General features: G+C 70.3%; 28 protein-coding genes. 13 read left to right on the top strand and 15 right to left on the bottom strand.

From position 1 onward, the window contains the following. Positions 1-84: 84 nt before the first annotated feature. On the top strand, positions 85-540 hold the full coding sequence (locus J8M50_RS32870) for a hypothetical protein (protein WP_010353256.1): 456 nt from the start codon (positions 85-87) through the stop codon (positions 538-540). Here the strand turns inward: J8M50_RS32870 and J8M50_RS32865 are convergent. Continuing rightward, the gene (locus tag J8M50_RS32865; RefSeq protein WP_010353257.1) at positions 537-830 is read right to left on the bottom strand and encodes an MTH1187 family thiamine-binding protein; all 294 of its coding nucleotides are present in this window, start codon (positions 828-830) and stop codon (positions 537-539) included. The genes J8M50_RS32870 and J8M50_RS32865 overlap by 4 nt on opposite strands. Continuing rightward, complete coding sequence (locus J8M50_RS32860; RefSeq protein ID WP_010353258.1) at positions 827-1,171, bottom strand: DUF3817 domain-containing protein; 345 nt, start codon at positions 1,169-1,171, stop codon at positions 827-829. Before J8M50_RS32860 ends, J8M50_RS32865 begins: the two co-directional genes overlap by 4 nt. Positions 1,172-1,382: 211 nt before the next feature. On the opposite strand from J8M50_RS32860, the gene J8M50_RS32855 reads away from it, so the two are divergent. The 4 genes from J8M50_RS32855 to J8M50_RS32840 all read left to right on the top strand — a co-directional run bounded on the left by J8M50_RS32855 (position 1,383) and on the right by J8M50_RS32840 (position 4,029). Further along, entirely contained in the window at positions 1,383-2,015 is a 633-nt protein-coding gene (locus tag J8M50_RS32855) for an AIM24 family protein (RefSeq protein WP_040836243.1), read from the top strand. A gap of 1 nt (position 2,016) precedes the next feature. Beyond that, positions 2,017-2,667, top strand: a complete 651-nt coding sequence (locus J8M50_RS32850) for an AIM24 family protein (protein WP_010353260.1) — start codon at positions 2,017-2,019, stop codon at positions 2,665-2,667. Continuing rightward, complete coding sequence (locus J8M50_RS32845; RefSeq protein ID WP_010353261.1) at positions 2,664-3,464, top strand: AIM24 family protein; 801 nt, start codon at positions 2,664-2,666, stop codon at positions 3,462-3,464. Before J8M50_RS32850 ends, J8M50_RS32845 begins: the two co-directional genes overlap by 4 nt. 88 nt (positions 3,465-3,552) lie before the next feature. Beyond that, the gene (locus J8M50_RS32840; protein ID WP_010353262.1) at positions 3,553-4,029 is read left to right on the top strand and encodes a MarR family winged helix-turn-helix transcriptional regulator; all 477 of its coding nucleotides are present in this window, start codon (positions 3,553-3,555) and stop codon (positions 4,027-4,029) included. 4 nt (positions 4,030-4,033) lie between these two features. Here J8M50_RS32840 and J8M50_RS32835 read toward each other — a convergent pair whose 3' ends face one another. Both J8M50_RS32835 and J8M50_RS32830 read right to left on the bottom strand, forming a co-directional pair. Then, a complete protein-coding gene (locus J8M50_RS32835) occupies positions 4,034-5,386 on the bottom strand; it encodes a sensor histidine kinase (RefSeq protein WP_010353263.1) in 1,353 nt (450 codons plus the stop codon). After that, positions 5,383-6,048 (bottom strand): response regulator transcription factor, encoded by a 666-nt coding sequence (locus J8M50_RS32830; protein ID WP_010353264.1) that lies wholly within the window; start codon positions 6,046-6,048, stop codon positions 5,383-5,385. The genes J8M50_RS32835 and J8M50_RS32830 overlap by 4 nt, the downstream gene beginning before the upstream one ends. A 113-nt stretch (positions 6,049-6,161) precedes the next feature. Here J8M50_RS32830 and J8M50_RS32825 point away from each other — a divergent pair, with 113 nt between their 5' ends. Beyond that, on the top strand, positions 6,162-6,746 hold the full coding sequence (locus J8M50_RS32825; RefSeq protein WP_010353265.1) for a PepSY domain-containing protein: 585 nt from the start codon (positions 6,162-6,164) through the stop codon (positions 6,744-6,746). A 1,032-nt stretch (positions 6,747-7,778) separates the two neighbouring features. Here the strand turns inward: J8M50_RS32825 and J8M50_RS32820 are convergent. The 3 genes from J8M50_RS32820 to J8M50_RS32810 form a co-directional block, all read right to left on the bottom strand. Next, a complete protein-coding gene (locus J8M50_RS32820; protein WP_010353266.1) occupies positions 7,779-9,389 on the bottom strand; it encodes an MFS transporter in 1,611 nt (536 codons plus the stop codon). A gap of 140 nt (positions 9,390-9,529) precedes the next feature. Next, the gene (gene meaB, locus J8M50_RS32815) at positions 9,530-10,486 is read right to left on the bottom strand and encodes a methylmalonyl Co-A mutase-associated GTPase MeaB (protein ID WP_010353267.1); all 957 of its coding nucleotides are present in this window, start codon (positions 10,484-10,486) and stop codon (positions 9,530-9,532) included. A gap of 77 nt (positions 10,487-10,563) precedes the next feature. Then, a complete protein-coding gene (locus tag J8M50_RS32810) occupies positions 10,564-11,751 on the bottom strand; it encodes an acetyl-CoA C-acetyltransferase (RefSeq protein ID WP_010353268.1) in 1,188 nt (395 codons plus the stop codon). A gap of 153 nt (positions 11,752-11,904) precedes the next feature. Here J8M50_RS32810 and mce point away from each other — a divergent pair, with 153 nt between their 5' ends. From mce to J8M50_RS32795, 3 genes are all read left to right on the top strand, one after another. After that, complete coding sequence (mce, locus tag J8M50_RS32805) at positions 11,905-12,345, top strand: methylmalonyl-CoA epimerase (protein WP_010353269.1); 441 nt, start codon at positions 11,905-11,907, stop codon at positions 12,343-12,345. A 213-nt stretch (positions 12,346-12,558) separates the two neighbouring features. Then, positions 12,559-16,407, top strand: a complete 3,849-nt coding sequence (gene scy, locus J8M50_RS32800) for a polarized growth protein Scy (RefSeq protein WP_010353270.1) — start codon at positions 12,559-12,561, stop codon at positions 16,405-16,407. Positions 16,408-16,621: 214 nt separating this feature from the next. Continuing rightward, positions 16,622-17,560 (top strand): coiled-coil domain-containing protein, encoded by a 939-nt coding sequence (locus tag J8M50_RS32795; RefSeq protein ID WP_010353271.1) that lies wholly within the window; start codon positions 16,622-16,624, stop codon positions 17,558-17,560. 66 nt (positions 17,561-17,626) lie between these two features. On the opposite strand, the gene J8M50_RS32790 is transcribed toward J8M50_RS32795, so the two are convergent. Further along, positions 17,627-18,958, bottom strand: coding sequence for an MDR family MFS transporter (locus tag J8M50_RS32790; RefSeq protein WP_010353272.1), 1,332 nt, complete (start codon positions 18,956-18,958; stop codon positions 17,627-17,629). Between the two features lie 116 nt (positions 18,959-19,074). On the opposite strand from J8M50_RS32790, the gene J8M50_RS32785 reads away from it, so the two are divergent. Continuing rightward, complete coding sequence (locus J8M50_RS32785; protein ID WP_010353273.1) at positions 19,075-19,632, top strand: TetR/AcrR family transcriptional regulator; 558 nt, start codon at positions 19,075-19,077, stop codon at positions 19,630-19,632. Here J8M50_RS32785 and J8M50_RS32780 read toward each other — a convergent pair. From J8M50_RS32780 to J8M50_RS32770, 3 genes are read right to left on the bottom strand one after another with little or no spacing between them, the layout of a single operon-like run. Then, complete coding sequence (locus tag J8M50_RS32780; RefSeq protein WP_010353274.1) at positions 19,622-20,170, bottom strand: ATP-binding protein; 549 nt, start codon at positions 20,168-20,170, stop codon at positions 19,622-19,624. The genes J8M50_RS32785 and J8M50_RS32780 overlap by 11 nt on opposite strands. After that, a complete protein-coding gene (locus J8M50_RS32775) occupies positions 20,167-20,493 on the bottom strand; it encodes a hypothetical protein (protein ID WP_010353275.1) in 327 nt (108 codons plus the stop codon). The genes J8M50_RS32780 and J8M50_RS32775 overlap by 4 nt, the downstream gene beginning before the upstream one ends. Continuing rightward, positions 20,483-20,902 carry an ATP-binding protein gene (locus J8M50_RS32770; RefSeq protein ID WP_063748052.1) on the bottom strand — a complete coding sequence of 140 codons (420 nt, stop codon included), beginning with the start codon at positions 20,900-20,902 and terminating at the stop codon, positions 20,483-20,485. Before J8M50_RS32770 ends, J8M50_RS32775 begins: the two co-directional genes overlap by 11 nt. Before the next feature lie 163 nt (positions 20,903-21,065). Between J8M50_RS32770 and J8M50_RS32765 the strand changes: the two genes are divergently transcribed. Next, on the top strand, positions 21,066-21,932 hold the full coding sequence (locus J8M50_RS32765; RefSeq protein WP_010353277.1) for a helix-turn-helix domain-containing protein: 867 nt from the start codon (positions 21,066-21,068) through the stop codon (positions 21,930-21,932). Next, the gene (locus tag J8M50_RS32760; protein WP_010353278.1) at positions 21,929-22,111 is read left to right on the top strand and encodes a DUF397 domain-containing protein; all 183 of its coding nucleotides are present in this window, start codon (positions 21,929-21,931) and stop codon (positions 22,109-22,111) included. Before J8M50_RS32765 ends, J8M50_RS32760 begins: the two co-directional genes overlap by 4 nt. 3 nt (positions 22,112-22,114) lie before the next feature. Here J8M50_RS32760 and J8M50_RS32755 read toward each other — a convergent pair whose 3' ends face one another. The 4 genes from J8M50_RS32755 to J8M50_RS32740 form a co-directional block, all read right to left on the bottom strand. Beyond that, positions 22,115-22,858, bottom strand: a complete 744-nt coding sequence (locus tag J8M50_RS32755) for an SDR family NAD(P)-dependent oxidoreductase (protein WP_010353279.1) — start codon at positions 22,856-22,858, stop codon at positions 22,115-22,117. Between the two features lie 269 nt (positions 22,859-23,127). Further along, a complete protein-coding gene (locus J8M50_RS32750; protein WP_010353280.1) occupies positions 23,128-23,889 on the bottom strand; it encodes a hypothetical protein in 762 nt (253 codons plus the stop codon). 23 nt (positions 23,890-23,912) lie between these two features. After that, positions 23,913-24,188: a hypothetical protein gene (locus J8M50_RS32745; RefSeq protein WP_010353281.1), complete on the bottom strand. Its 276-nt coding sequence runs from the start codon at positions 24,186-24,188 to the stop codon at positions 23,913-23,915. A 73-nt stretch (positions 24,189-24,261) separates the two neighbouring features. Beyond that, entirely contained in the window at positions 24,262-24,768 is a 507-nt protein-coding gene (locus tag J8M50_RS32740) for an NADase-type glycan-binding domain-containing protein (protein WP_099049003.1), read from the bottom strand. 604 nt (positions 24,769-25,372) lie between these two features. Here J8M50_RS32740 and J8M50_RS32730 point away from each other — a divergent pair. After that, positions 25,373-25,765, top strand: a complete 393-nt coding sequence (locus J8M50_RS32730) for a hypothetical protein (RefSeq protein ID WP_141655572.1) — start codon at positions 25,373-25,375, stop codon at positions 25,763-25,765. Positions 25,766-26,269 lie beyond the last annotated feature (504 nt).

The following is a 26,269-nucleotide window of genomic DNA, read 5'->3' as shown; positions in this document are numbered from 1 at the left end:
CGGGTGCGGGTTCGTTGTGGCTGGTCGCGCAGTTCCCCGCGCCCCTAAAAAACCGCGACTCAACGTCCGTTTAGAGTTCGCCGCATGAGTCAGGACGTTCTCTCCGTCGTCCCAGCCGATCCCCGTTGGCAGCCCGGTAAGAAGGCCGCCGAGCGTGCCCACGCACTCGTCGCCTCGTGGTTTCCGGAAGGCTCAGCGACGTACGTCGAGATGACGTGGTACGAGACCATCACGGCCGTCAGCAGCGGGCAGAATCTCGATCGCATCGGGTGTCCCGCGTGCGGTGAAGAGGTCGATCTGGACTGGTGGTTCGACCTGGAAGAAGCTCACAGCGACACCGGGTTCACCAGCCTCGATGCCGCCGTGCCCTGCTGTGGGGCCGTGCTCCCCCTCGACCGTCTCGACTTCGACGATCCCTGTGGGTTCGCTCGGTTTCGGGTTGCCGTGTGGGATGCCGAGCGGTGGTTCGACGACGGTGAGCTCGGCGCTCTCGCCGATGCGCTCGGGCATCCCGTGCGGCAGATCCGGGCGTACGTCTAACCCGCGAGGTGGCGTTCGACCGTCTCCACCTTCGACGTCAGCCCGTCCGTGACCCCGGGACGGATGTCCGCCTTGAGGACCAGGGAGACGCGGGGGGCGCGCTCCTCCACGGCGGCCACCGCACGCTTCACGACGTCCATGACCTCGTCCCACTCGCCCTCGATGGACGTGAACATGGCGTCGGTGCGGTTGGGGAGGCCGGACTCGCGGACGATGCGGACCGCGTCGGCGACGTACTCCCCCACGTCCTCGCCCACGCCCAGCGGCGTGACGGAGAAGGCGACGATCATGCGCTCACGGCACCTTCCTGGCCGGCGCGGGAGGCGATCACCGCAGCCTCGGCCTCACCGCGGAGCTTGCGCTCGGCGAAGAAGCCGCCGAGGGGCAGGACGGAGAGGACGAAGTAGAGGAGGCCCGTCTTGAGGGGCCACTTCGTACGGTTCCACGCGTCGGCCCAGAAGATCACGTACAGGATGAACAGCACGCCGTGGACCATGCCCATGACCGGCACCGCGTTGAAGTCGGTGGTCCGCTTGAGGACGGAGCACACGAGCAGGAGGAGGAAGGAGATGGCCTCGGGGGCGGAGACCAGGCGGAGGCGGCGGAGGGCGGAGGCTGTCTTCAGGTCCACGGGGTCACCTTAAAGAAGGGGGTCGTCACGGTGCTGAGCTGGCGGTTTGCGCCGCACACCTGCCGCGCGCCTTGTGAACGCACGCACAAGCGTTCGCCCATTGTGGCAAACCCCCCGCCTAAGGGTTCTCTCAGGGTCGAGATCCACCCGATATCCACCCGTGGGCCCTGGTCTCTCCACCCCCCGGCCGGATACCTTCGGCGTCGTGGCGATGTTCCGACTGCAAGGCAGCAAGGTGCTGGCCGTCGAGATGACCGGCGACGGCGTGAAGGCCAAGAACGGCTCGATGGTCGCGTACGACGGACAGATGGCGTTCAAGAAGCTCTCCGGCGGCGGTGAGGGTCTGCGCGGGATGGTGACCCGGCGGCTGACCGGCGAGCAGATGACGGTGATGGAGGTGAAGGGACACGGGGTCTGCTGGTTCGCGGACCGCGCCTCGGAGATCAACCTCGTAGCTCTCCAGGGGGACAAGCTGTACGTCGAGTCGAGCAACCTGCTCGCGACGGACGCGGGCCTCAGGACGGGCACGACGTTCACGGGCCTGCGCGGCGCCTCGCAGGGCAACGGCCTGTTCACGACCACCGTCGAGGGCCACGGCCAGGCGGCGATCACGTCGGACGGCCCGGCGGTGGTCCTGCGGGTCACTCCCCAGTACCCCCTGACCGTCGACCCGGGGGCGTACGTCGCGCACCAGGGCAACCTCCGCCAGTCCTTCCAGGCGGGTGTGACGTTCCGCACGTTCATGGGAGAGGGCGGCGGCGAGGCCTTTCAGATCCGCTTCGAGGGGGACGGCCTGGTGTACGTCCAGCCCAGCGAGCGGAACACGATCGCGGGGGACGTGTGAGATGACCTTCCGAGAGCTCAACTCCAAGATGGTCGAGGCGACGATCGCCCCCGGCCAGCGCCTGTTCAGCCAGCGCGGCGCGATGCTCGCGTACAAGGGCGAGGTGTCGTTCACGCCGAACATCCAGGGCGGCCAGGGCGGCGTCATGTCGATGATCGGCCGCAGGCTGGCGAACGAGGACACCCCGCTGATGACGGTCGAGGGCAGCGGCACGGTCCTGTTCGGGCACGGCGGCCACCACGTCCAGGTGATCAACCTCGCCGGGGACACCCTGTGCGTGGAGGCGGACCGCCTGCTCGCCTTCGAGGGCACGCTCCAGCAGGGGACGATGTTCCTGGGCTCCCAGGGCGGCGTCATGGGCATGGTCCGGGGCCAGGTCAGCGGCCAGGGCCTGTTCACGACCACACTGAAGGGGCACGGCGCGGTGGCGGTGATGGCGCACGGCGGTGTCTTCGAGGTCCCGATCACCCCGCAGCGCCCGGTCCACGTGGACCCCCAGGCGTACGTCGCGCACCACGGCGACGTACGGAACAAACTCTCGACCGCCCTCGGCTGGCGCGACATGGTCGGCCGGGGCTCCGGCGAGGCCTTCCAGCTCGAACTGAGCGGCAACGGCGCGGTGTACGTCCAGGCCTCCGAGGAGAAGCTGTGAACCACTACGCGGGCGCGGGCCCGGTGGTCTACGACCCGATGACGCTGCCGGTGGACGACAACGTCAACTCGTACACCTTCTGTGTGGAGCTGAAGGGGAGCCAGTGGTTCCTCCAGAAGGGGAAGATGATCGCCTACTACGGGTCGATCGACTTCAACGGCATCGGGCACGGCCGCCTCGACCGCCTGGTGCGGACGTCGTTCCATTCGCCTCTGCACGCGAGCGACTGGGTGGTGGCGGAGGGCTCGGGCAAGATGCTCCTCGCGGACCGGGCGTTCGACGTCAACTCGTACGACCTCGAAGACGGCAACCTGACCATTCGCTCCGGCAACCTCCTCGCGTTTCAGCCAAGTTTGGCGCTCAAGCAGTCGATCGTGCCGGGGTTCCTGACGCTGATCGGGACAGGGAAGTTCGTCGCCGCGTCCAACGGTCCGGTGGTGTTCATGGAGCCGCCGATCCGGGTCGACCCGCAGGCGCTGATCGGCTGGGCGGACTGTCCCTCGCCGTGCCACCACTACGACCACGGCTACATGACGGGCCTGCTGGGCGGTCTACGTGCGATGACGGGCCTGGGCGGCGCCTCGGGCGAGGAGCACCAGTTCGAGTTCGTGGGCGCCGGGACCGTCCTGCTCCAGTCCTCCGAGGCGCTCATGGCCGAGCAGGCGACGGGTGTCGTGCCGTCCGAGCCGGGCGTGCCGGGCGGCGGGGCGCACCCCGGGCAGGGGTACGGCGGGCAGCAGGGCACACAGCGCCTTCCCGGACAGCTCGGCGATCTCCAGCGTCGCTTCGGGCTGTGAGCGGTAACCTGCGGAGTGTGACGTCGAACGGGTGCGCGGCGTCACACTCTTCTCATTAACATTTCAACTTTTTAGGTAGACTTCTTCTATGGAGACCGAGACGGCCACGCGCTGGCTGACCGAGGCGGAGCAGTGCGCCTGGCGCACCCAGCTGGAGGTCAACAGGCTGTTGATGCACCAGCTGGAGAAGGATCTCCAGCCGTTCGGGCTGACCATGAACGACTACGAGATCCTCGTCAACCTTTCCGAGTCCCCCGACGTCCGTATGCGGATGAGCGACCTCGCCGCCGCCACCCTCCAGTCCAAGAGCCGCCTCTCCCACCAGATCACCCGCATGGAGAACGCGAGCCTGGTCCGCCGGGAGAACTGCGAGTCCGACCGGCGGGGGCTGTACGCGGTCCTCACCGATCAGGGGCTCGACATGATGCGCCAGGTCGCGCCGCATCATGTCGCGTCCGTCCGCCGCCACTTCATCGATCTGCTCTCGCCCGAGGGGATGGCGCAGCTGTCCGCGGCGCTGGGGCCGGTCTCCGAGCACCTCCGCGAGAACCGGGGCCGGCCCTAGTCCTTTACGGGCGCCTCAAACCCCTTGCGGGCAGGCGCAGTTCGAACTTCGCGCCGCCCGCAGGGGCCTCCCCCACCGTGAGGGTTCCGCCGTGGCGTACGGCGATGTCGCGGGCGATCGCGAGGCCGAGGCCCGCGCCTCCCTCGTCCCTGCTGCGGGCGTCGTCCAAGCGGACGAAGCGTTCGAAGATGCGGGACCTGTGCTCCGGCGGGACTCCGGGGCCGTCGTCCGTGACTGTGAGGACGGCGTCCTCGCCTTCCGTGCGGACCGTCACTTCCACTTCCGTACGGGTGTGACGGGCCGCGTTGTCCAGGAGGTTGGCCAGGACTCGGGTCAACTGGCTGCGGGAGCCGGTGACTTCGACGCCGGGTGCCGTGTCGAGACGCGTTCCCTTTCGAGGTGCCGTCGTCTCCCTCGCCAAAGCTCCCAGGTCCACCGGAGTGCGGTTCGGGGTCTCGCCGGCGTCCAGGCGGGCCAGCAGCAGGAGGTCCGCCGCGAGGTGCTGGAGGCGGACCGTGTCCTCCACCGCGCCGTCCAGGTCCAGCAGGGCCGGGTGAGCGGCGGCCACTTCGAGTTGCGTGCGCAACGAGGCGATGGGGCTGCGGAGTTCGTGCGAGGCGTCGGCGACGAAGCGGCGCTGGCGGTCCACGGAGGCTTCCAGGGCGGCGAGGGTTTCGTTCGTCGTGCGGGCCAGCCTGGCGACTTCGTCGTCGGCCGGGGGTTCGGGGACTCTGCGGGTCAGGTCCTGGGATGCGGTGATCGTGGCGAGCTCTCGGCGGATGCCTTCGACGGGGCGCAGCGCACGCCGGGTGACCAGCCAAGTGACTCCTGCGACCAGGGCCAGCAGCAGGGGCAGGGCGACCAGGAGGACCGTCAACGCCGTGCGGACTGCGGACTGTTCGGTGGCGAGAGGGGCGCCTGCGTGGACGGTGAGCGCGCCTTGGGCGGGGGTGCCGACGGTGAGGCTCGCGAAACGGTAGTCCTCCCTGTCGCCGTCGAGGGATGCGGCGCCGCTGGAGTATGAGACTTCCCCGGTCTCGCCGGTGTCTACGTCGTCGTCCGTGGTGGCGAACTTCGAGGTGACGGGCCCGAGTTCCTCGCTGCGCGCGACCATGTCGCCGTTCGCCGTCTCGACCAGGATCGGTACGTCGTCGTCCAGGTCGAGCTTGGCGTAGGGCGTACCGGCGGCGAGTTGGGCTGCGACCGTGCGGGCCGTGCGCTCCGCTGTGGTGTCGGCCTGGTCGCGGAGGTTCGTCCACAGCGACAGGACGACTACGGCGCCGGCCGCGATCAGGGCCAGCGCCACGACCGTCGTCGCCGCGAAGGTCGTGCGGGCCCGTACCGAACGGGGTCTCATCGCGTCGCCTCCAGGCGGTAACCCGCCCCCCGTACCGTCCTGATGAGCGCCGGGTCCAACTTGCGGCGCAGTGAACTGACGTACACCTCCACGATGTTGGGGTCGCCGTCGTACGCGAAGTCCCAGACGTGGTCCAGGATGTCGGCCTTCGGGACGACCTCGCCGGGGCGCAGGGCCAGGTGTTCCAGGACCGCGAACTCCTTTGCCGTCAGGGTGACTTCGGTGTCGTGGAGGTGGACCCTGCGGGTGGCCGTGTCGATCCTCAAGGCACCGAGGACGTGGACGGGGGAGGCGCCCCGCCCTGCCCTCCTCCTCAGCAGCGCCTTCACCCTGGCCACCAGGACCACGTACGAGAACGGTTTCGTCAGGTAGTCGTCCGCGCCCGTGTCCAGGCCCTCCGCCTCGTCGTACTCGCCGTCCTTCGCGGTCAGCATCAGGATCGGGACGTCGTGGCCCGCCGCGCGCAGGGTCGCGCAGACCCGGTAGCCGTTCATGCCGGGGAGCATGATGTCGAGGATCACCAGGTCGTACGGGGTCTCCGTCGCCCTGTGCAGACCCTCCCGGCCGTCGTGCACGACGTCCACGGCGTAGCCCTCGGCGGCGAGACCCTTCGCGAGGGACAGGGCGAGGCGTTTCTCATCCTCGACGATCAGCAGGCGCATACGCCCAGGGTGACAAACCCAACCTGAAGATCCCTTCAGGTGGCTTCAGGTTGCCTTCAGGGTCGGTCGGCGAGGGTGGCTCACATCGCAACGAACCCTTACGGAGGAACCTCATGAAGCGCAGCATCACCATCACCGCCGTCGCCGTGAGCGCGGCCCTCGCAGGCGGAACGGCACTCGCCCTCACGAACGGTGAGGGCCGGGGCGGGGAGTCACGCGAGGGGGTGGAGCAGGTGCGGGTTGCGGTGCAGACGGACGACGCCGACCGGGCCGACCAGCCGACGGTAACCACCTCGGGCCTCACCGTCGCCCAGGCCATCGACGCGGCCCTCAAGTCCCGCCCCGGCACGGTTCTCTCCGCCGATCTCGACACCGATGACGCGGACCGGGGTTGGGAGGTCGAGATCCTCGCCTCGGACACGAAGACGTACGAAGTCCGCGTCGACCCGGCCACGGGCAAGGTCCTCGCGGCCCAGGTCGACCGGGACACCGACGCGGACGACCGCCGTGTCCCCGAGGGCCTGACAGCCCGCCAGGCCACCGAGGCCGCCGCCCCCAAGGGCACGGTCGTCTCGGTCGACTCCGACAATAACCACGGCGGCGTCTGGGAGGTCGAGACCCGCGACGCCCAGGGCAAGGAGCGGGACTGGAACGTGAACGCGAAGAACGGGACGGTCACGGCGGACCGGGAGGACTGAGTGCGGGGTTTCTGAATGCCGGAGCGGCGGAGTGGGCCAGGGCGGGCCGGGACGTGCCAGGAGCGCGAGGCGGCTGGCGGACCGGGGGGACTGAGGCGGGAGGCGCCGGAGTCGCCCAGGACGGGCCAGGACGTACCCGGGACGCAAGGCGGTCGGCGGACCGGGAGGACTGAGGCAGGAGGCGCCTTAGTCGCCCAGGACCGGCCAGGACGCACCGGGGACGCGAGACGGTCGGCGGACCGGGAGGACTGAGGCAGGGGACGGCAGAGTCGCCCAGGACGGGCCAGGACGCACCGGGAGCGCGAGACGGTCGGCTCCCGGTCCATACCGGCGCGGCGCGGCTCGCGCAGCAGGGCTGTGGCCGACCGAGGGTGAGCCGGAGCCTCGCAAGAGGTGCCCCCGGGACAGCGCGGGAAGCTGGCCCGCGCGAGTCGGCGCAGCGCGCCGGGCGGACACGGGCCGGGGAGGGGCAACCCCGTACCCCGTGCCTCTTCCTGTCCCGTACCCGGCGCAAGTCGGCGCAGCGCGCAGTGAGCCGAGCGGATGCCGATCGAAGAGCGGGCGACCCCGTGTCGCATGCCCCGTCCCGTACCCGGCACGAGTCGGCGCACCGCGAAGCGAGCCAGGCGGATGCCGACCGCGCAGCGGGCAACCCCGTCCCGCGCACCCCGTCCCATCCCGTACCCGGCGAGAGTCGGCACAGCGCGAAGCGAGCCGGGCAGATACCGACACCGCAGCGGGCAACCCCGTGCCACGCGCCCCTTCCCGTCCCGTACCCGGCACGAGTCGGCGCAGTGAGCCGGGCGAATGCGGGCCGAGAAGCAGGCAACCCCGTCCCCCGTGCCCCGTCCCGTACCCGGCACGAGTCAGCGCAGCGAGCCGGGCAGATGCGGGCCGAGAAGCGGGCAACCCGTCCCGCGTACCCCGTCCCGTCCCCGGCGCGAGCCGTCGCAGCGTGAAGCGAGCCGGGCGGATGCGGGCCGAGCGGCGGGCACCTCCGCGCCCCGTCCCCCGTCCCGTACCCGGCGCCCCCTACCTCCGCTCCGCCCAAGCCCCTCCCGCCCCCGCAACCAGCGCGACCGCCCCCGCCGCCGCGAAGCACACCCCCAGCGGGGCCCTCGCCAGGAGGAGGCCCGCGCCTGCCGCGCCTGCTGAACTGCCCGCGTTCACCGCCGTGTTGATCCACGCGCCCGCCCGGGTACGGGCCGTGGGGGCGGTGGTCTCCTCCGCGACCAGGTAGGACGTGGTGATGACGGGCGTCACGAAGGCGCCCGCCAAGGCCAGCAGAGCCGCGAGGGTGACGATGTCGGGGGACGCGCCCGCCGCGATCAGGAGGACGCCCAGGGTCGCCGCGAGGCGGGGGAGGCGGGTCCGTGCGGGGGTGCGCCAGTCGACCGCGCCGTTCAGGAGCCCGCCGACCGCGCTGCCCACCGAGAGCGCCGCGAGGGTCCAGGCCGCCGCGCCGGGCGCGTACCCGTGCTGGTCCGCGAACGCGGTGACGAGGAGGTCGGCCGCGCTGAGCGCCAGCCCGGTGGCGGCGGTGAGAGCAAGGGGAACAAGCAGAGCCCGGGGACTCGCCGACGTACGGCACGCGCCACCGGCGTACGCCTGAGACGACTCACCGGCACTGGACTCGACGCGATCCCCCTCGACGCCGAGACCGGCCCCCGCGCGCTCACCCCCGGCCCCGGAACCAGACCCCGCACGCCCTCCCCCGGCGCCACGATCAGCTCCCGCGAGTACTTCCCCAACACCACGATCAGCCCCCACACGCTCCCCCTCGACGCCGGCACCGAACCCTGCACGCCCTCCCTCAACCCCGGAACCCGAACGCCCTCCCCCGACGCCACCCTCGGCTCCCACGCGCGCTTCCCCAGCGCCACGATCAGCCCCCACACGCTCTCCGCCGGCGCCGAGGCCGGACTCCGCACGCCCTCCCCCAGCCCCAGAACCAGCCCCCACGCGCCCTCCCTCAGCGCCACGCTCAGCCCCCACGCGCTCCCCCTCAGCACCACGACCAGCCCCCGCACCCCCAAACCCCCGCACCCCCGGCGACCGCACAAACCCCCACGTCCCCACCACCATCACCCCCGCACTCGCCACCACCCCCGCCACCGGCGAAGCCACCCCCACCAACACCCCCACCAACACAGGCCCGACAACGAACAACAGCTCCTCCGCCACACCATCCAAGCTGTACGCCCGCTGCAACATCCCCTTCCCCGGCGCCAGTTCGGACCACACCGCGCGCATCGTGGGCCCCAGCGGTGGTGCGCACGCGCCGGCCAGGGCGATCAGGGTGCCCAGTGCCAGCGGGGACGGGCCGGGGCGGACCGCCGTGAAAGCGAACCCGCAGAGGAACGTCACGTACAGCAACACCATGGGCGGCAGCGCGCGGCGCGGCCCGTGGCGGTCCACCAGGGTCGCGCGCAAGGGCGTCAGAACCACCATCGTCCCGCCGAAGACCGCCATGACGACACCGGCCGTCGTGTAGGAACCGGTCGCGTCGACGGTCGTGAGGAGGACGGAGAGGGAGACGAGGCCGTAGGAGAGCCGGGCGAGCAGGGCCGAGCCGAACGTACGCAGGGCGTAGGGGAGTTGGAGCACGGCACGGTAGGACGGCCGCGAAACAGGCGTGGACACGCGAAAGTTCCTCACGAGGAGAGGTGGAAGAGGGGTCGCCGGAACCGCGGTCGGCCAGGACCGCGAGAGGGCACCGCTCTACGCACAGGGGAGGAACATGCGCGTCAACTTAGCAACGTGCGGCAGGAGTTGCCGAACGATTATTCCCGCACGACCCCCGCCACCAGCTCGTCCGCCGCCCGGTACGCATCCAGCTCCCCCGCCACCACCCTCTCCGCCAGCACCCCCACCCGCCGATCCCCCCGCAGATCCCCGATCCGCTCCCGCAACGCCGTCACCGCGATCATCTCGATCTCATGGGCCGCACGAGACCGCCGCCGCTCGATCAGCACCCCCCGCTCCTCCATCCACCCCCGATGCTTCTCCAGCGCCGCGACGACCTCGTCGATCCCCTCCCCCCGCGACGCGACCGTCTTCACGATCGGCGGCCTCCAGTCCCCCGGCGTCCGCGCCTCCCCCAGCCCCAGCATGTGGTTCAGCTCGCGCGCGGTCGCGTCGGCGCCGTCGCGGTCGGCCTTGTTGACGACGTAGACGTCCCCGATCTCCAAGATCCCGGCCTTGGCGGCCTGGATGCCGTCGCCCATGCCGGGGGCCAGCAGCACGACGGACGTGTCCGCCTGGGCGGCGATCTCGACCTCGGACTGCCCGACCCCGACCGTCTCGACGAGGACGACGTCGCACCCGGCGGCGTCCAGCACCCGGATCGCCTGCGGAGCCGCCCACGCGAGCCCCCCGAGGTGCCCCCGCGTCGCCATGGACCGGATGTACACGCCGGGATCGGAGGCGTGGTCGGACATCCGCACCCGGTCCCCCAGCAGAGCCCCGCCCGAGAACGGCGAGGACGGGTCGACGGCGAGGACGCCGACCCGCTTGCCCTGCCGTCGGTAGGCGCTGACCAGCGCGGAGGTGGACGTGGACTTGCCCACGCCCGGAGACCCGGTGAGGCCGACGACGTACGCACCCCCCGTCAGCGGGGCCAGCGCCGCCATCACCTCGCGGAGCTGCGGAGACGCCCCTTCGACCAGGGAGATGAGGCGGGCCACGGCACGCGGCCCGCCCTCACGGGCCTGGGCGATCAGGGAAGGGACGTCCTGCATCACAGCTCCGTTCAGTAGACCCGCCACCGGCCCGACGGTCGGATCATCGGACCGGCAACCTCATCACCGTACAAAGCTCACGCCTTCGGCACCCGCACGATCAACGCATCCCCCTGCCCGCCGCCCCCGCACAGCGCCGCAGCCCCGACCCCGCCACCCCGCCGCTTCAGCTCCAGCGCCAGATGCAGCACCAGCCGCGCCCCGGACATCCCGATCGGGTGCCCGAGGGCGATCGCGCCGCCGTTGACGTTCACCTTTTCCGGCGACACCCCGAGGTCCTTCATCGACTGCACGGCGACGGCGGCGAACGCCTCGTTGATCTCGATGAGGTCGAGGTCCGCCACCGCGAGCCCCTCCTTGCCCAGCGCGTGCTGAATCGCGTTGGACGGCTGGGACTGGAGCGAGTTGTCGGGCCCGGCGACGTTCCCGTGCGCCCCGATCTCGGCGATCCAGTCGAGCCCCAGCTCCTGGGCCTTCGCCTTGCTCATGACGACGACGGCGGCGGCGCCGTCGGAGATCTGCGAGGACGAACCGGCGGTGATGGTGCCGTCCTTCAGGAACGCCGGGCGCAGCTTGCCGAGGGACTCGGTGGTCGTCTCGGCGCGGATGCCCTCGTCCTGGCTGAACAGGATCGGGTCGCCCTTGCGCTGCGGGATCTCGACGGGCGTGATCTCCGCCTCGAAGAGCCCGTTCTTCTGCGCGGCGGCGGCCCGCTGGTGGGAGAGCGCGGCGACGGAGTCCTGGTCCTCCCGGTTCAGCCCGAGCCGGGTGTTGTGCTTCTCCGTGGACTCCCCCATCGCGACGCCCTCGAACGCGTCGGTGAGCCCGTCGTACGCCATCGCGTCGAGCATCTCGATCGCGCCGTACTTGTACCCCTCGCGGGACTTGGGCAGCAGGTGGGGCGCGTTGGTCATGGACTCCTGGCCGCCGGCGACGACGACGTCGAACTCACCGGCGCGGATGAGCTGGTCGGCGAGGGCGATCGCGTCGAGGCCGGACAGGCAGACCTTGTTGATCGTGAGGGCCGGGACGCTCATCGGGATGCCGGCCTTGACGGCGGCCTGGCGGGCCGGGATCTGACCGGCGCCGGCCTGGAGGACCTGGCCCATGATCACGTACTGGACCTGGTCGCCGGAGATCCCGGCCCGGTCGAGCGCGGCCTTGATCGCGAAGCCGCCGAGATCGGCCCCGGAGAACGACTTGAGGGAGCCGAGGAGGCGCCCCATGGGAGTGCGCGCACCTGCGACGATCACCGATGTGGTCATGAGCTGCGATCCCCTTACCGGCCCCGCACGGGCCGAGGAATGTGAACGAGGGTTTACCGACAAAGTACTGAGGAGTAGGTCACTGCGTCACCCGGCCGTCGATGTGATCGCCCGCACGTTGCGCAACCACCCTTTCAGCGCTCCACTGAACCCATGCTGACGCGAATCGACCACATCGGGATCGCCTGCCACGACCTCGACGCGACCGTCGAGTTCTACCGCGCGACCTACGGTTTCGAGGTCTTCCACACCGAGGTCAACGAGGAGCAGGGCGTGCGCGAGGCCATGCTCAAGATCAACGATACGTCGGACGGCGGCGCCTCCTACCTCCAGCTCCTGGAGCCGATCCGCCCGGATTCCACGGTGGCGAAGTGGCTGGACAAGAACGGCGAGGGCGTCCACCACATCGCCTTCGGTACGGCGGACGTCGACAGCGACTCGGAGGCCATCAGGGACAAGGGCGTACGGGTCCTCTACGAAGAGCCGCGGCGCGGTTCCATGGGGTCACGGATCACGTTTCTGCACCCGAAGGATTGCCACGGTGTCCTGACAGAACTGGTCACTTCGGCGCCTGTTGAGTCCGACGAGCACTGACCCACGTACATAAGGGCCGGTAGGGTTGGGGGCGGTTGCCCGCCGCAGGGTGGGGCAACCGCTATGCCGGGGTCCGGGTTTCGGGGGTGCGGGAGGCGGACGGAAGTCCGCGGCCCGCCGATGATCTGACACCATTCCCCGGGGGCCCCGTCCGGCGGATGGACGGGAGCTCGTTGGAGAAGCTTGCGACCAGGGGACGGATGGGACCGCGCAGTGCGGGGCTACGAGAGCCAGGAGCGAGAGCCGGCGGCTGACGTCGACCACCTCACTCGGTTCGAAGCCGAGATGAAACGGCTGAAGACCGAGCGGGAAAAGGCGATCCAGCACGCCGAGGACCTCGGCTACCAGGTCGAGGTGCTGCGCGCCAAGCTGCACGAGGCGCGGCGCACCATCATGACCCGGCCCGCCTTCGACGGCGGCGACCTGAACTATCAGGCCGAGCAGTTGCTGCGGAACGCGCAGATGCAGGCCGACCAGGTGCGCCAGGACGCCGAGCGCGAGCTGAGCCAGGCCCGGGCGCAGACCCAGCGCATCCTCCAGGAGCACGCGGAGCAGGCGGCCCGGCTCCAGGCGGAGCTGCACCAGGAGGCGGTCACCCGGCGCCAGCAGCTCGACCAGGAGCTGGCGGAGCGCCGTCAGACCGTCGAGTCGCACGTCAACGAGAACGTGGCGTGGGCCGAGCAGCTCCGCGCCCGCTCGGAGGCCCAGGCCCGCCGGCTGATGGACGAGTCGCGCGCCGAGGCCGAGCAGGCCCTCGCGGCGGCCCGCGCCGAGGCGGAGCGCCTGACGAACGAGGCCCGCCAGCGCCTGACCAGCGACGCGGAGGCGGCGCGCACCGAGGCCGAGCAGATCATGCTGCGGGCCCGCGCGGACGCGGAGCGTCTGCTGAACGCGGCGGGCGCGCAGGCCCAGGAGGCCACGGACCACGCGGAGCAGCTCCGTACGTCGACGGTGTCGGAGTCGGACGCGGCGCGTCGGCAGGCGAGCGAGCTGTCGCGGGCGGCCGAGCAGCGGATGGCGGACGCCGAGGAGGCGCTGCGCAAGGCTCAGGCCGAGGCGGAGAAGGTCCTCACCGAGGCGCAGACGTCCGCCGAGAAGACGCTCTCCAGCGCCGAGTCGGCGAACGAGCAGCGCACGCGCACCGCGAAGGAGCAGGTGGCGCGGCTGGTCAGCGAGGCGACGAAGGAGGCGGAGGCCACCAAGTCGGACGCCGAGCAGGTCGTCGCGGACGCCCGCGCCGAGGCGGAGAAGATCGTCGCCGAGGCAGCCGAGAAGGCTCGTACGATCACCGCCGAGGAGTCGGCGACCCAGCTGTCGAAGGCCGCGAAGACCGCCGAGGACGTCCTCAACAAGGCGCAGGAAGAGGCGCGCGGGACGATCACGGCCGCCGCCGAGGAGGCCGAGCGGGTCCGGACCGAGGCCGAGGCGGAGGCGGACCGGCTGCGGGCCGAGGCGCACGACATCGCCGAGCAGCTGAAGGGGTCCGCGAAGGACGACACGAAGGAGTACCGCGCCAAGACCGTCGAGCTCCAGGAGGAGGCGCGGCGGCTGCGGGGCGAGGCCGAGCAGCTGCGGTCCGAGGCGGTCGCCGAGGGCGAGAAGATCCGCGCGGAGGCCCGCAAGGAGGCCGTCCAGCAGATCGAGGAGGCCGCCAAGAGCGCCGAGGAGCTGCTCTCCAAGGCGAAGGCGGACGCGGACGAGCTGCGCCAGAAGGCGACGACGGACAGCGAGAAGGTCCGTACCGAGGCCATCGAGCGGGCGACGTCGCTGCGCCGGCAGGCCGAGGAGACGCTGGAGCGCACCCGCGCCGAGGCCGAGCGCCAGCGCGACGAGGCGGTGGGTCTCGCCGAGACGATCACCGCGAACGCGGAGGACGCGGCGCGCGAGATGCGCGAGGAGGCCGAGCGCGCCATAGCGGCCCGGCAGACCGAGGCGGCCGAGGAGCTGACCCGGCTGCACACCGAGGCGGAGACCCGGCTCGCCTCCGCCGAGCAGGCCCTCACGGAGGCCCGCGAGGAGGCTGCGCGGATCCGCCGGGAGACCTCCGAGGAGAACGACCGGCTGCGCGCGGAGTCCGCCGAGCGGATCCGTACGTTGCAGCAGCAGGCCGCCGACGAGGCGGACCGGCTGCGGACCGAGGCCGCCGCCGACGCGTCCGCGTCCCGCGCCGAGGGCGAGTCCATCGCCGTACGGCTGCGCTCGGACGCCGCGGCCGAGGCGGAGCGGCTCAAGCAGGAGGCGCAGGACACCGCGACCCGGGTCCGCGCGGAGGCGCAGGCCGCCGCCGAGCGGCTCGCCGAGGAGGCGTCGGACGCGCTCGCCGCCGCGCAGGACGAGGCCGTACGACGCCGTCGCGAGGCCGAGGAGACGCTCGGTACGGCGCGTGCCGAGGCCGACCAGGAGCGGGAGCGGGCCCGCGAGCAGAGCGAGGAGCTTCTCGCGTCGGCGCGCAAGCGGGTCGAGGAGGCGCAGGCCGAGGCGCTGCGGCTGGTCGAGGAGGCGGACCGGCGGGCCTCGGAGATGGTCTCCGCCGCCGAGCAGCACGCCCAGCAGGTGCGCGATTCGGTCGCGGGGCTCCACGAGCAGGCGCAGGAGGAGATCTCCGGTCTGCGTTCGGCCGCCGAGCACGTGGCGGACCGTACCCGCCGGGAGGCCGAGGAGGAGGCGGACCGGGTCCGCGCCGACGCGTACGCCGAGCGGGAGCGGGCCGCCGAGGACGCCTCCCGGGTACGGCAGCAGTCGCGCGACGAGTCGGAGGCCGCGCAGGCGCTCGCCGAGCGCACGGTCGGCGACGCCATCGCGGAGGCCGAGCGGCTGCGTACGGAGACCTCCGCGCACGCCCAGCGGGTGCGCACCGAGGCGTCGGACACGATCGCGCAGGCCGACCAGGACGCGTCGCGCACCCGGGCGGAGGCCCGGGAGGACGCGAACCGGATGCGGTCGGACGCGGCGACGCAGGCCGACACCCTCATCACCGAGGCCCGCAACGAGGCCGAGCGGCTCCAGTCGGAGACCCTCGCGGAGGCGGAGCGGCTCCAGATGGAGACGGCCGCCGAGGTGGACCGGGTGCGCGGGGACGCGCACGCGGACGCGGAGCGGATGCGCGCCGAGGCGTCGGAGACGGTCGGTTCGGCCCAGCAGCACGCCGAGCGGATGCGCGCGGAGTCCGCGCGGCAGCGGGCCGAGGCCGAGGCGGAGGCCGAGCGGCTCCTCAACTCGGCGCGCGAGGAGGCGGACCGGACGCTGGACGAGGTGCGCCGGGAGGCCAACAAGCGGCGTTCCGAGGCGGCCGAGCAGGTCGACACGCTCATCACGGAGACGACCGCCGAGGTCGACAAGCTGCTCGGCGAGGCGCAGGAGCAGGCGCAGAAGATGACGGCCGACGCGGAGGAGCGGTCCGACTCGATGGTCGGGGCCGCGCGCGCCGAGGCGGACCGGCTGGTCGGCGAGGCGACCGTGGAGGGCAACTCCCGGGTGGAGAAGGCCCGTACGGACGCGGACGAACTCCTCATCGGGGCGCGCCGGGACGCGACCGCGATAAGGGAGCGCGCGGAGGAGCTGCGCGACCGCATCACATCCGAGATCGAAGAGTTGCACGACCGTGCCCGGCGCGAGGCCGCCGAGACGATGAAGGCGACCGGCGACCGCTGCGACGCGCTCATCACGGCCGCCGAGGAGCAGCTCAACAAGGCCCAGGCGAAGGCGAAGGAGCTGGTCTCCGAGGCCAACTCCGAGGCGGGCAAGGTGCGGATCGCCGCGGTCAAGAAGGCGGAGGGCCTGCTCAAGGAGGCCGAGCTGAAGAAGTCTCAGCTGGTGCGCGAGGCCGAGGAGTTGAAGGCCGAGGCGATCCGCGAGGCGATGCGCAGCGTCGAGGAGGGCAAGCGCGAGCTGGAGGTGCTGGTCCGGCGGCGCGAGGACATCCAGGCCGAGATCTCCCGTGTCCAGGACGTCCTTGAGGCGTTGGAGTCTTTCGAGGCACCGTCGTCCGCGAAGGACGGGGGCGTCAAGGCGGGAGCGGCGGTAGGGTCCCCTCGTTCGGGTGGCAAGCAGACCGATGGGTAGCGGAGTGTGCAGGTTCCGGGGAAATCTGGGGGCTTTGTTCTGAAGTCTTCGGGAATACGGGGACTTCGACCGGCACTCTGGCAAGCCTGCGGCCGATCAGCCACTCGAAAGGGGCGTCATTCTCCAGATCAAACACGCATCCGCTCGATGACACACCGCTTCGGCCCCTAGGATTCCACCTATCACCTCACCGGTCTCATTCGACAGGAACCCCATGAGCGACACTTCCCCCTACGGCTTCGAGCTTGTGCGGCGTGGGTACGACCGCGCTCAGGTGGACGAACGCATCTCGAAGCTCGTCTCCGACCGTGACAGCGCTCTGGCCCGGATCACCGCGCTCGAGAAGCGCATCGAGGAACTCCACCTCGAAACGCAGAACGCGCAGGCGCAGGTCTCCGACGCCGAGCCTTCGTACGCCGGTCTCGGCGCGCGCGTCGAGAAGATCCTGCGCCTCGCCGAGGAGGAGGCGAAGGACCTGCGCGAGGAGGCGCGGCGCGCGGCCGAGCAGCACCGCGAGCTCGCCGAGTCGGCGGCCCAGCAGGTCCGCAACGACGCCGAGTCGTTCGCGTCGGAGCGCAAGGCCAAGTCCGAGGACGAGGGCGTCCGGATCGTCGAGAAGGCCAAGTCCGACGCTTCTCAGCTGCGTTCCGAGGCGCAGAAGGACGCGCAGTCCAAGCGTGAGGAGGCCGACGCGCTCTTCGAGGAGACCCGCGCGAAGGCCGCGCAGGCCGCCGCCGACTTCGAGACGAACCTCGCGAAGCGGCGTGAGCAGTCCGAGCGTGACCTCGCGGCGCGCCAGCAGAAGGCCGAGAAGCGGCTCGCCGAGATCGAGCACCGCGCGGAGCAGCTGCGTCTCGAGGCGGAGAAGCTGCGGACCGACGCGGAGCGCCGTGCGCGGCAGACCGTCGAGACGGCTCAGCGGCAGTCCGAGGACATCGTCGCGGACGCGAACGCGAAGGCGGACCGGATCCGTTCGGAGTCCGAGCGCGAGCTGGCGGCGCTCACGAACCGCCGCGACTCGATCAACGCTCAGCTGACGAACGTCCGCGAGATGCTGGCGACGTTGACGGGTGCGGCTGTCGCGGCGGCGAGTGCGCCGGTCGTCGACGACGAGCCGATCTCTCGTGGGGTGCCGGCTCAGCAGTCCAGGTAGTTCGTTGGGTGTGTGCTGAGGGGTGGTGGGACTCGTGGTCCTGCCGCCCCTTTGGCATGTTCGGCTTCAGTCGTTTTTTGTCGCCGCCGGATACAACATGCTTATCGCGCACGCGAATACCGTGAATCCGGTCGCCCATGCGAACGCGTACGGGAAACCTTGCGTCAGAAAGCCCGCCAGGACCGCCGTGCCGAAAGAGCCGCCGAGTTGCTGGACTATGCGGACGATCGTGCTGGCGTGCGGGACCCTCTCGCCGGGTACGTCCGCGTAGGCGCCGACCATGATCGCGATGTTCACGGCGCTCATGCCGAAGCCGCGCACGACAAGGGCCGTGGCCAGGAGGGGCGTTGAGGGGTTGTCCAGGGTGAACGGGATCGTCGTCACGGCGGTCAGCAGCAGCCCCGTGAACATCACCGGCCGGGGTCCGAGGCGGTCCGCGAGCGGGCCGGCGACCCGGGCGAGGAGGCTCCCGACGCCCTGGGGCGCCAGCAGCAGCCCCGCTTCCAGCACGCCCGCGCCGCGCTGCTGCTGGTAGTACAGCGGCAGCAGGAACATCCCGCCGTACAGGGTGAGCCCGTTCAGGAACATCAGCGTCGCCGACACCGCCAGCGAACGGTTGCGGAGCAGCCGTAGGTCCACGAGGGGTTGGGCACGCCGCAGGGCGTGCCACACGAACACGGCGAGGAGGACGACGCCGACGGGGAGGGCGGTCCTCTGCTGTGAGAAGCCGTAGATCAGCGCGGCCAGTGCGGGCGAGATCAGGAGCAGGCCGGTGACGTCCAACGTGTGCGCGGGGGACGCTTCTTGACGAGGCACCGTACGCCAGGCGAGGGCCAGGGCGAGCAGGCAGACGGGCAGATTGACGTAGAAGATCCACCGCCAGCTGAAGTGGTCGATGATGAGCGCGCCCACGACCGGCCCCAGGATCGGCCCGATCAGCGCCGGCAGGCTGACGACGGCCATCAGCCGCCCCACGTTCTTGCCGCCTGACGCGCGCAGGATCACCGTCTGGAGCACCGGCATCAACATCCCGCCGCCGATGCCCTGGACGACCCTGAACGCCACCAACGACCAGATGTCCCAGGCGAGTCCGCACAGCATGGACCCGGCCAGGAACAGCACGAGCGCGCCGAGCCAGACCTTCCGGGCGCCGATCCTTTCGATGGCCCAGCCGCTGACCGGGACGACGACGGCGAACGCGAGGAGGTAGGCGGTGCTGACCCACTGGACGGTGGCGGTCGATACGTCGAGGTCTCTGCCGAGGGTGTCGATGGCTACGGCGACGATGGTGCTGTCGAGGAGGGGGGCGAGGGCGCCGAGGACCAGGACGACGGCGAGTTTGAGGAGGGCGGGGTCGAGGCGGTCTTTTGTGCGGGGTTGGGTGGCGACCTCGGGCATACGGCTCCCCCCTTTTCGGGGCTTTTGCGGAGCCCTGGATTTTAGAGACGGTGCGTCTCTTGTTACGACGATAGGCTCACCCGCACAAGAGACGCAAGGTCTCCCGAGGAGCCCGCATGGAACCCACCCGCCGCCGAGGCGCCGCCCTGGAAGCCGACCTCCTCGACGCGGCCTGGGACGAACTCCGGTCCGTCGGTTACACGCACCTGACGATGGAGGGGGTGGCGCTGCGGGCCCGCACGGGCAAGCAGGTCCTGTACCGCCGCTGGAGCAATCGCGCGGAGCTGATCGTCGCGGCTCTCCGCCACCGGCGGGGTTCCCTGCTCGACCAGGTGCCCGACACGGGGACCCTTCGGGGGGATGTGCTGGCGTTGATGCGGTTCACGCTGGAGCGTCAGCGGGAGATCGGGCAGGACGTGTTCCGGGGGTTGCTGGCGGAGGTCGCGGACATGGATCCGCACTTTTCGGAGGCGATGCGGACGGTACTCGCGACTTTGCTGGCCCGCGCTGCTGATCGGGGTGAGATCCCTACGGCGGACCTTCCTCGGCGGGTGGTCAGCTTGCCGGTGGATCTGTTGCGGTACGACATGCTGGTGCGGTTGGAGGGGGTGACGGAGGGGGACTTGGTGGCGATCGTGGACGAGGTGTTTCTGCCGTTGGTCCTCAAGGGCTGACCGCGTTCCCCACGGTCGTCAACACCCGTTCGTACAGCGCTCGTTTCGCCTGTTCCTCTGCCCTCCCCCGCAACGCCCTGCTGCCGGGCGGCAGTTGCAGGGGCGGGTGGAGTGTGCCGGAGGGGGGTGTCGTCAGGGGCCAGCCGAGGCCTAGGTCTGCCCAGACGATCTTGCCGCCAGTTCGGGAGGGTTCGGTGCCCCAGCTCTCCGCGACGGCGTCGATCAGGAGAAGGCCGCGTCCGCCTTCCGCGTCGGTCTTGGGGCGTTTGCGTACGGGGAGGGTGTCGGCCTTGGTGTCCCAGACCTCTACGTACAAGCTGCTTGCCACGGCGCAGAGTTGGACGCCGATCACTCCGTGGGGGTCGTTCGTCGCCTTGACCGCGTTCGTGACCAGTTCGCTCATGACGAGGCCTGCCGTGTCCGTGTGGTCGTCGAGGTCCCAGACCTTGAGGCTGTGCCGGACGACGAGGCGGGAGACGGAGACGGCGAGGGGGGCGGCGACGAGTCTGACCGAGGCGACCAGGAGGGGGACGGTCATGTGTCCTCGCCTTCCGTCGCGATCCAAACCTGTCCGCCGATGCTCTGCGCGAGCAACTCCCGGGAGAGGGCGGCGAGTCCGGGGAGGCGGTTGAGGTGCGGCTCGCTCGGTACGACGACCTGGCGGATGCCGTGTCGGAGGCAGTACCGGGTCATCGTCCCGAGGGTGGACGTGACGCCGGGTTCCTGCTCGACGAAGACCATCGTCAGGACGAGGCGCTTGGCGTCGGCGAAGTTCCGCATGGTGAGGACGAGTTGGCGTACCGCGTCGTCGTCGGTGCCGTCGAGTCGGCGCAGATAGCCGACGATCACGTCATCGGGCATCGGGCGGCTCCTCGGGGGTGACGGCGAGGTGGGCCCAGACGGTCTTGCCGATGACGTTGCGCTTGACGCCCCAGGTGTCGGAGAGGGCGGCGACGAGGTGGAGTCCTCGGCCGGCGTCCTCGTCGCCGAGGAGGGGCGGGGTGAGGGTCGGTACGCCGGTGGCGGCGTCGCGGACCTCGACGCGGAGGCGGGTGTCGTCGAGGTGGTAGGTCACCGCGACGTGGCTGCCGCGCATGGCTTGGCCGTGAATGATGGCGTTGGCCACCAGTTCGGTGACTACCCATTCAAGAGGGTCGATCAACTGGGGTAAGCCCCACAGCTTAGCGAGGTCCCTCGCCTCGGCGCGAGCTATTGACACGGACGGGCGAAACCTCCGGTACCACACCTGAAACGACTTGACTTCAGCCATACTTGAGCCCCTCACGCCGACACTGCCGTAACGATGACAGTACGCTAAGTAGCATCCAAACTGTCAAGTCACCATTTTGAGTAGTCACCAGAACCAGTTGCTCGTAGTGCGGGGTGGACGGCACACTTGGCCTGCGAGAAGAAGCAGGAAGGCGGCTCGACCCGTGCCCGACAAGCCCAACCCGACGTTCCGTCAGAGGCGACTCGCCCGCACGCTCCGAGGACTGCGGACCGCTGCGGGACTGACGCACGCCGACGTCGCCAAGGTGCTGGGGTCGGCGGAGTCCAAGATCGGACGCATCGAGAACTACCAGTCCGGCATCCGGCTCCCCGACCTGCGCGCCTTGCTGGACGCGTACAACGTCACCAACCCGACCGAACGCGCAGCCCTGGAGAAGCTGGCCCGCGAGGCCAAGCAGAAGGGCTGGTGGAATCAGCACACGGACGTGATCGAACCGGCTTACGCAACGTACGCCGCCGTCGAGTCCGACGCCTCGGAGATCTACAACGTCGAGACCAGCATGGTGCCCGGCCTCCTCCAGATCCCGGACTACACCGAGGCCCTGATCAGGCTTCAGGCTCCCGACGCGACCGAGGAAGAGATCAAGACGGGGATCGAGGTCCGGCGGGAACGCAAGAACATCCTGACCCGGGACAATCCCCTGCGCCTCTGGGTGATCATCACCGAGAGCGTGCTCTATCACCAGGTCGCCGGTCCCGAAGTCATGCGGGCTCAGCTCGAATCCCTGATCGAAGCCGGCAGGAAGCAGAACATCGAGCTTCAGGTACTGCCTCGGGAAGACCCCCTCAACGCCTGCCTGGTGGGGCCGTTCGTCATCATGAGCTTCCCCGGTGTGGTGGAGAGCGACCTCGCTTACACCGAAGCGGCGACCACCAGCCTGTTCCACGAGGAAGAGAAGGACGTACAGGCGTACACCACACTCTTCCGGCGCCTCAACGTGGCCGCCGCGAACATCAGCAAGTCCCGGGCACTCATCCAGGACGCCATCAACCACGTGAAGGATCAATGAAGCCTGCGACCACCCCCCTGACATGGGTCAAGTCCTCGTACTCCGGCCACAACGACAACTGCGTAGAGATAGCCACCCTCCCCGACGGGAACCGTGCACTCCGGGACAGCAAGAACCCCACCGGCCCGAAGCTCACGTTCCCCCGCACCACTTGGGCCGACTTCCTCCGCAGCGTCTGACGGTCACCACTCGATGGGGCCGAGCCGATCCGTGAACGTCCCGCTAGGGCCCTCGGGGTCCAGCAGCGCCAAGCGGACGATCGAGTCGGTGCCCTCTGTCACCGTCAGCTGGCCCATGTTGTTGTTCATGTCGGTGGCCGCGAAAGTGTGGTTCACGACCTCTCCGGGGGTCGCGGCGTTGAACTTGATCGCGGGGAACGCCTGCGCATAGCGAACCGTCAGCATGTTCAGCGCCGCCTTGGAGGAGCTGTAGGCGAGTTCGTGCATCTTCGACACCGGCTGCTGCGGATCGGTCACCACCGAGAACGCTCCGACGGCGCTGGACACCATCACCACCCGGGGGTGGTCGGCGGCCTGCAACAGCGTCAGGAAAGCATGGGTGACGCGGATCGGGCCGTAGACGTTGGTGTCGTAGACGGCGTGGACCTCCGCGACCGTCGCCTCACCGGGGTGGACCGCGTGGCCCGGTGCGCCGGCGTTGTTGATCAGGACGTCCAGGTGGTCGGCGTGCGCGCGCACGAGTTCCTCGGCGGCGGCCACGGACTCCTCCGAGGTGACGTCCAGCGGAACCAGGACGACGTCGATGCCGTCGGCGGCCAGCTTCTCGGCTGCCGCGCGACCGCGAACCTCGTCCCGGGAGCCGAGGAACACCTTCCACCCCAGCACTCCGAGACGCCGGGCGGCCTCGTGGCCCAGCCCCTTGTTGGCACCGGTGATCAGGACTGTGGACTGCTTCGTGTCGGTCATGCCCACAAGACACCGCCCCCGCCGCGCCCGTGACACGGCATGACCGGCATCACACTGCCGGTTCCTCTGCGGCTCCCGGGAACTGCGTGGTGCCGGGGGCGGGGAGCAGGCCAGTCTCAGCCGGGCAGCTGGACCGGCTCAGGGTGGTTGTTGGATCCGCTTGAGCGCGAAGCGGACGGTGGTCACTCGCGTTCCCTGGTACCGAGGTCGATCAGGTGTGGCTGGCGGCACTTCTCAGCGAGCGGGACGCCAGCGTCGTACCAGCCCTCTCAGGACTCGTCGTCGGTCAGTACCCCAGCCGCCTCGCGTGGATCCATGAGGTTCGACCAGGCCTGTTCGGCAGGCAGCAGATCGCGTTCCGGTAGGGCGTACTCGGGGTACCAGCCGTCCTTCTCGCAGCCCGGGACGTTGGCCAGGATCACGGCCGTGAGGTTCGCGGGGACGGAACCGGTGATGCGGATCGCGAGGTAGGTCTCGTGGCCGTCGTCCGCGCGGACCTGTAGACCGAGTGTGAAGGTGTCGAAGTCCTGGACGTGCTCACGGCCGTCGCACAAAGTAGCCCGGGTCAGTTGCCGGAGGGCCGCACGCAGGCGCCGTACGAAGCGGACGGCCGCCTCGGCCCGGTAGCGGATGTGGTCCTCGCGGGTCGGCAGGAGGTGGTCGGTGCGGGTCGCGGCCTTCAGGCCCTCCGCGTGAGCCGCGTTGTACCGGGCCCGCGCCGCCTTGGCATCCGACTCCAGCGCCGCGTAGAAGTCGTCACCCGAGCCGTCCTCGCGACGGCCGGCCGCGACCAGCCAGGGCAGGTCCTCCCCTACCCAGACCGCTCCGCGCCAGCGCTGCACCTTCACCTTGAACAGGACCCGGTCATCGACCGAACGGATCCTCTCGTGTTTGATCTCGGCGTCGGCGAACTGCTCCGCCGCCTTCCGCAGGGCCGGATGCGCGACCTCGTCCAGCGGGACCGTGACTGGGGGTAACGGCAGTTCCAGATCCTCGCGGAGGCAGCGCAGCGTGGGGCGGGCGGGTCGCATCTTCTCGTGTCTCTCGGCTCTCGCTACTCGTCAATCCCACCGACCGCGTCGATCTCCTCCGCGGTCAGCCCGGTCAGCGACATCACGTCCGACTTCAAGGAACCGTCCAGCACCTGGAGCGCCTCGGCCATGCCGGCTCGCAGGTCCTCCCGGCGCTGCTCCAGGTAGACCCGCACCGCCTCGGCGACAAGGTCCTTCTTCGTCAGGCCCAGGAAGTGGGCACCCTGGCTGATCAGCTGGTCCGTCTCAGGGTCCACCTTCAGGGGGGCCTGCCGCGCGGTCTTCGCAGTGGTCGTCATGGTCATCACCTCAGGAACATGGTACCTAAGTACCTCAGGTCGCGAAGCGGTGGGTGATGAGAAGCGGGCGATCTCAGCCTCGTTTGAAGAACTCCACTTCTGCCAGGGCCAGTTGGCGGCCCTTGGTCAGGCCTGTGGGGGAGTTCAGGGTGAGGGTGATGGTTTTTACGTCGCTGACTTGCGTGTGGAATTTTTGGTCGCCCGGTTTGTCGTTGAGGGTTATTTTTTTGGTCTTCTTCTCACCGGAGGAGGTTGTTGCTTCCAGGGTTATTTCCAGGGCTCGGGCCTGGGCGTTGTATTCCTTGGGGGTATCGCTTGCGCCGTTCGTGATGATCGTTTCCACCAGGCGGAAGGGGGCGCGGAAGGTGTAGGTGATCGTGGCTCCGGGGGCGGCACCCCAGAAGTTGTTGCTGATTCCGTCCGAGGTATTTGTCGGGGGATGGTTCGGGGTTTGGGTGGACGCCTTGATGTCCACCGGGGTGATGGGTGGCGCCGAGCTGAGTTTGTCCCGGGTGTCTTCGAAGAGGGCTCGGCCTGCGGGGAGGAAGAAGACGACCGCCGCGCAGAGGGCGAGGATCACGGCCAGGATGACGAGGAACCGGGTCAGTCGGCCCGAGCTGGCTCGTACCCGGCGGGGGCGGAAGGGCCAGACCGTGCGCCACCACGGGAGGGCGGCGGGGCGCTCGGTCGCGGTGAGCTGGGTTGCGCAGCGGCGGCAGAAGCGGCGGCCTGGGGGGTTGGGGGTGCCGCAGACGGGGCAGGGGGGGCCGGTTATCTCGTCCTCGGCGGGGACCGGGCGGACTGTGGGGCGGGGGGTGGTGGCTTTGGCCGGGAGCACCGGTTGGATGGGGGCGGGGGGTTCGGAGGCGGGGGTGGTGGGGGTTCGGGGGCCTACCGGGTTGGGGCGGGGGGCAGTGGGGCGCAGGGGTGGTGGGGACTGCGGGAGTTGGGGGGTGGGGGGTGGTGTCTGCGCTTCGGTGGAGGGGGGTGACGGAGGGGTGGGGGGTACTGGAGGGGTGAGAGGTACCGGAGGGGTGGGGGGTGTCGTCCGGCCCGTTGCTCCGGTTCGGGTGCGGGAGGTGAGGCGGGCTCGCAGGGAGGAGGTACGGGGTGAGGTGGTCGAGGGCGGTACGGCTGGGTCCGGCGCGCTCGGGGTGGGGTTGTCCGGGGTCTCCGAGGGTGGGGTGCTCGACGCCGACGCACCTGAAGCGGACGTCTCCGAAGCCGGCACGCCTGTTGCCGACGGCCCTGAAGGCGCCGGGCTCGAAGGGGTCGCGCCTGATGCCGACGATCCCGGAGGCGCCGGGCTCGAAGAGGGTGCGCCTGACGCCGGCGATCCCGAAACAGGCGTACCCGACGCCGAAGTCGCCGTACCCGAAGCGGGCGCGCCTGACGCCGACGGTCCCGAAGTCGCCGTGCTCGAAGCGGGCGCGCCTGACGCCGGCGATCCCGAAACAGGCGTACCCGACGCGGACGACGCCGAAGTCGCCGTACCCGAAGCAGGTGCGCCCGATGCCGACGACCCGGAAGCCGCCGTATCCGAAGGGGTCGTGGCCAACGACGCCGGTGCTCCTTGAGCCTCCGCGCTCGAAGCCGACGTATCCGAACTCGGCGAGCCCGCAGCCGACGTACCCGGACCGGACGTACCCGGAACCGACCTGCCAGGACCGGACCCGCCCTCGGCCGAACCGGACGTGGCCGCAGCCGATCCGCTCACGCCGGACGTGCCGCCAGCCGACCCACTCGAACCGGACAGGCCAGCGCCCGCCCCGCCCGAACCAGACGTAACCGCAGCTGCCCCGTCCACCCCGGACGTGGTCGAACCCGACCCACCCGAACGAGACGCTCCGCCAGCCGACCCACCCGAGCCGGACCCGACCGAACCGGATCCGCCCACGCCTGAACCGGACGCACTCTCGGCCGACCTGCCAGGACCGGCTACACCCGCGCCCGAACCAGACGTGACCGCAGCCGAGCCCCCCGTCCCGGACGTAGCCGAAGCCGAGCCGCCCGAACCAGCCTCGCCGCTTCCCGACCCACTCGAACCAGGCACACCCGCACCCGACCCGCTCGAACCAGGC

This window comes from Streptomyces acidiscabies (genome assembly GCF_020010905.1).
GTDB lineage: Bacteria > Actinomycetota > Actinomycetes > Streptomycetales > Streptomycetaceae > Streptomyces > Streptomyces acidiscabies.
Note: the sequence above shows the minus strand (reverse complement) of the source record. Positions and strands in the feature narration are given on the sequence as shown.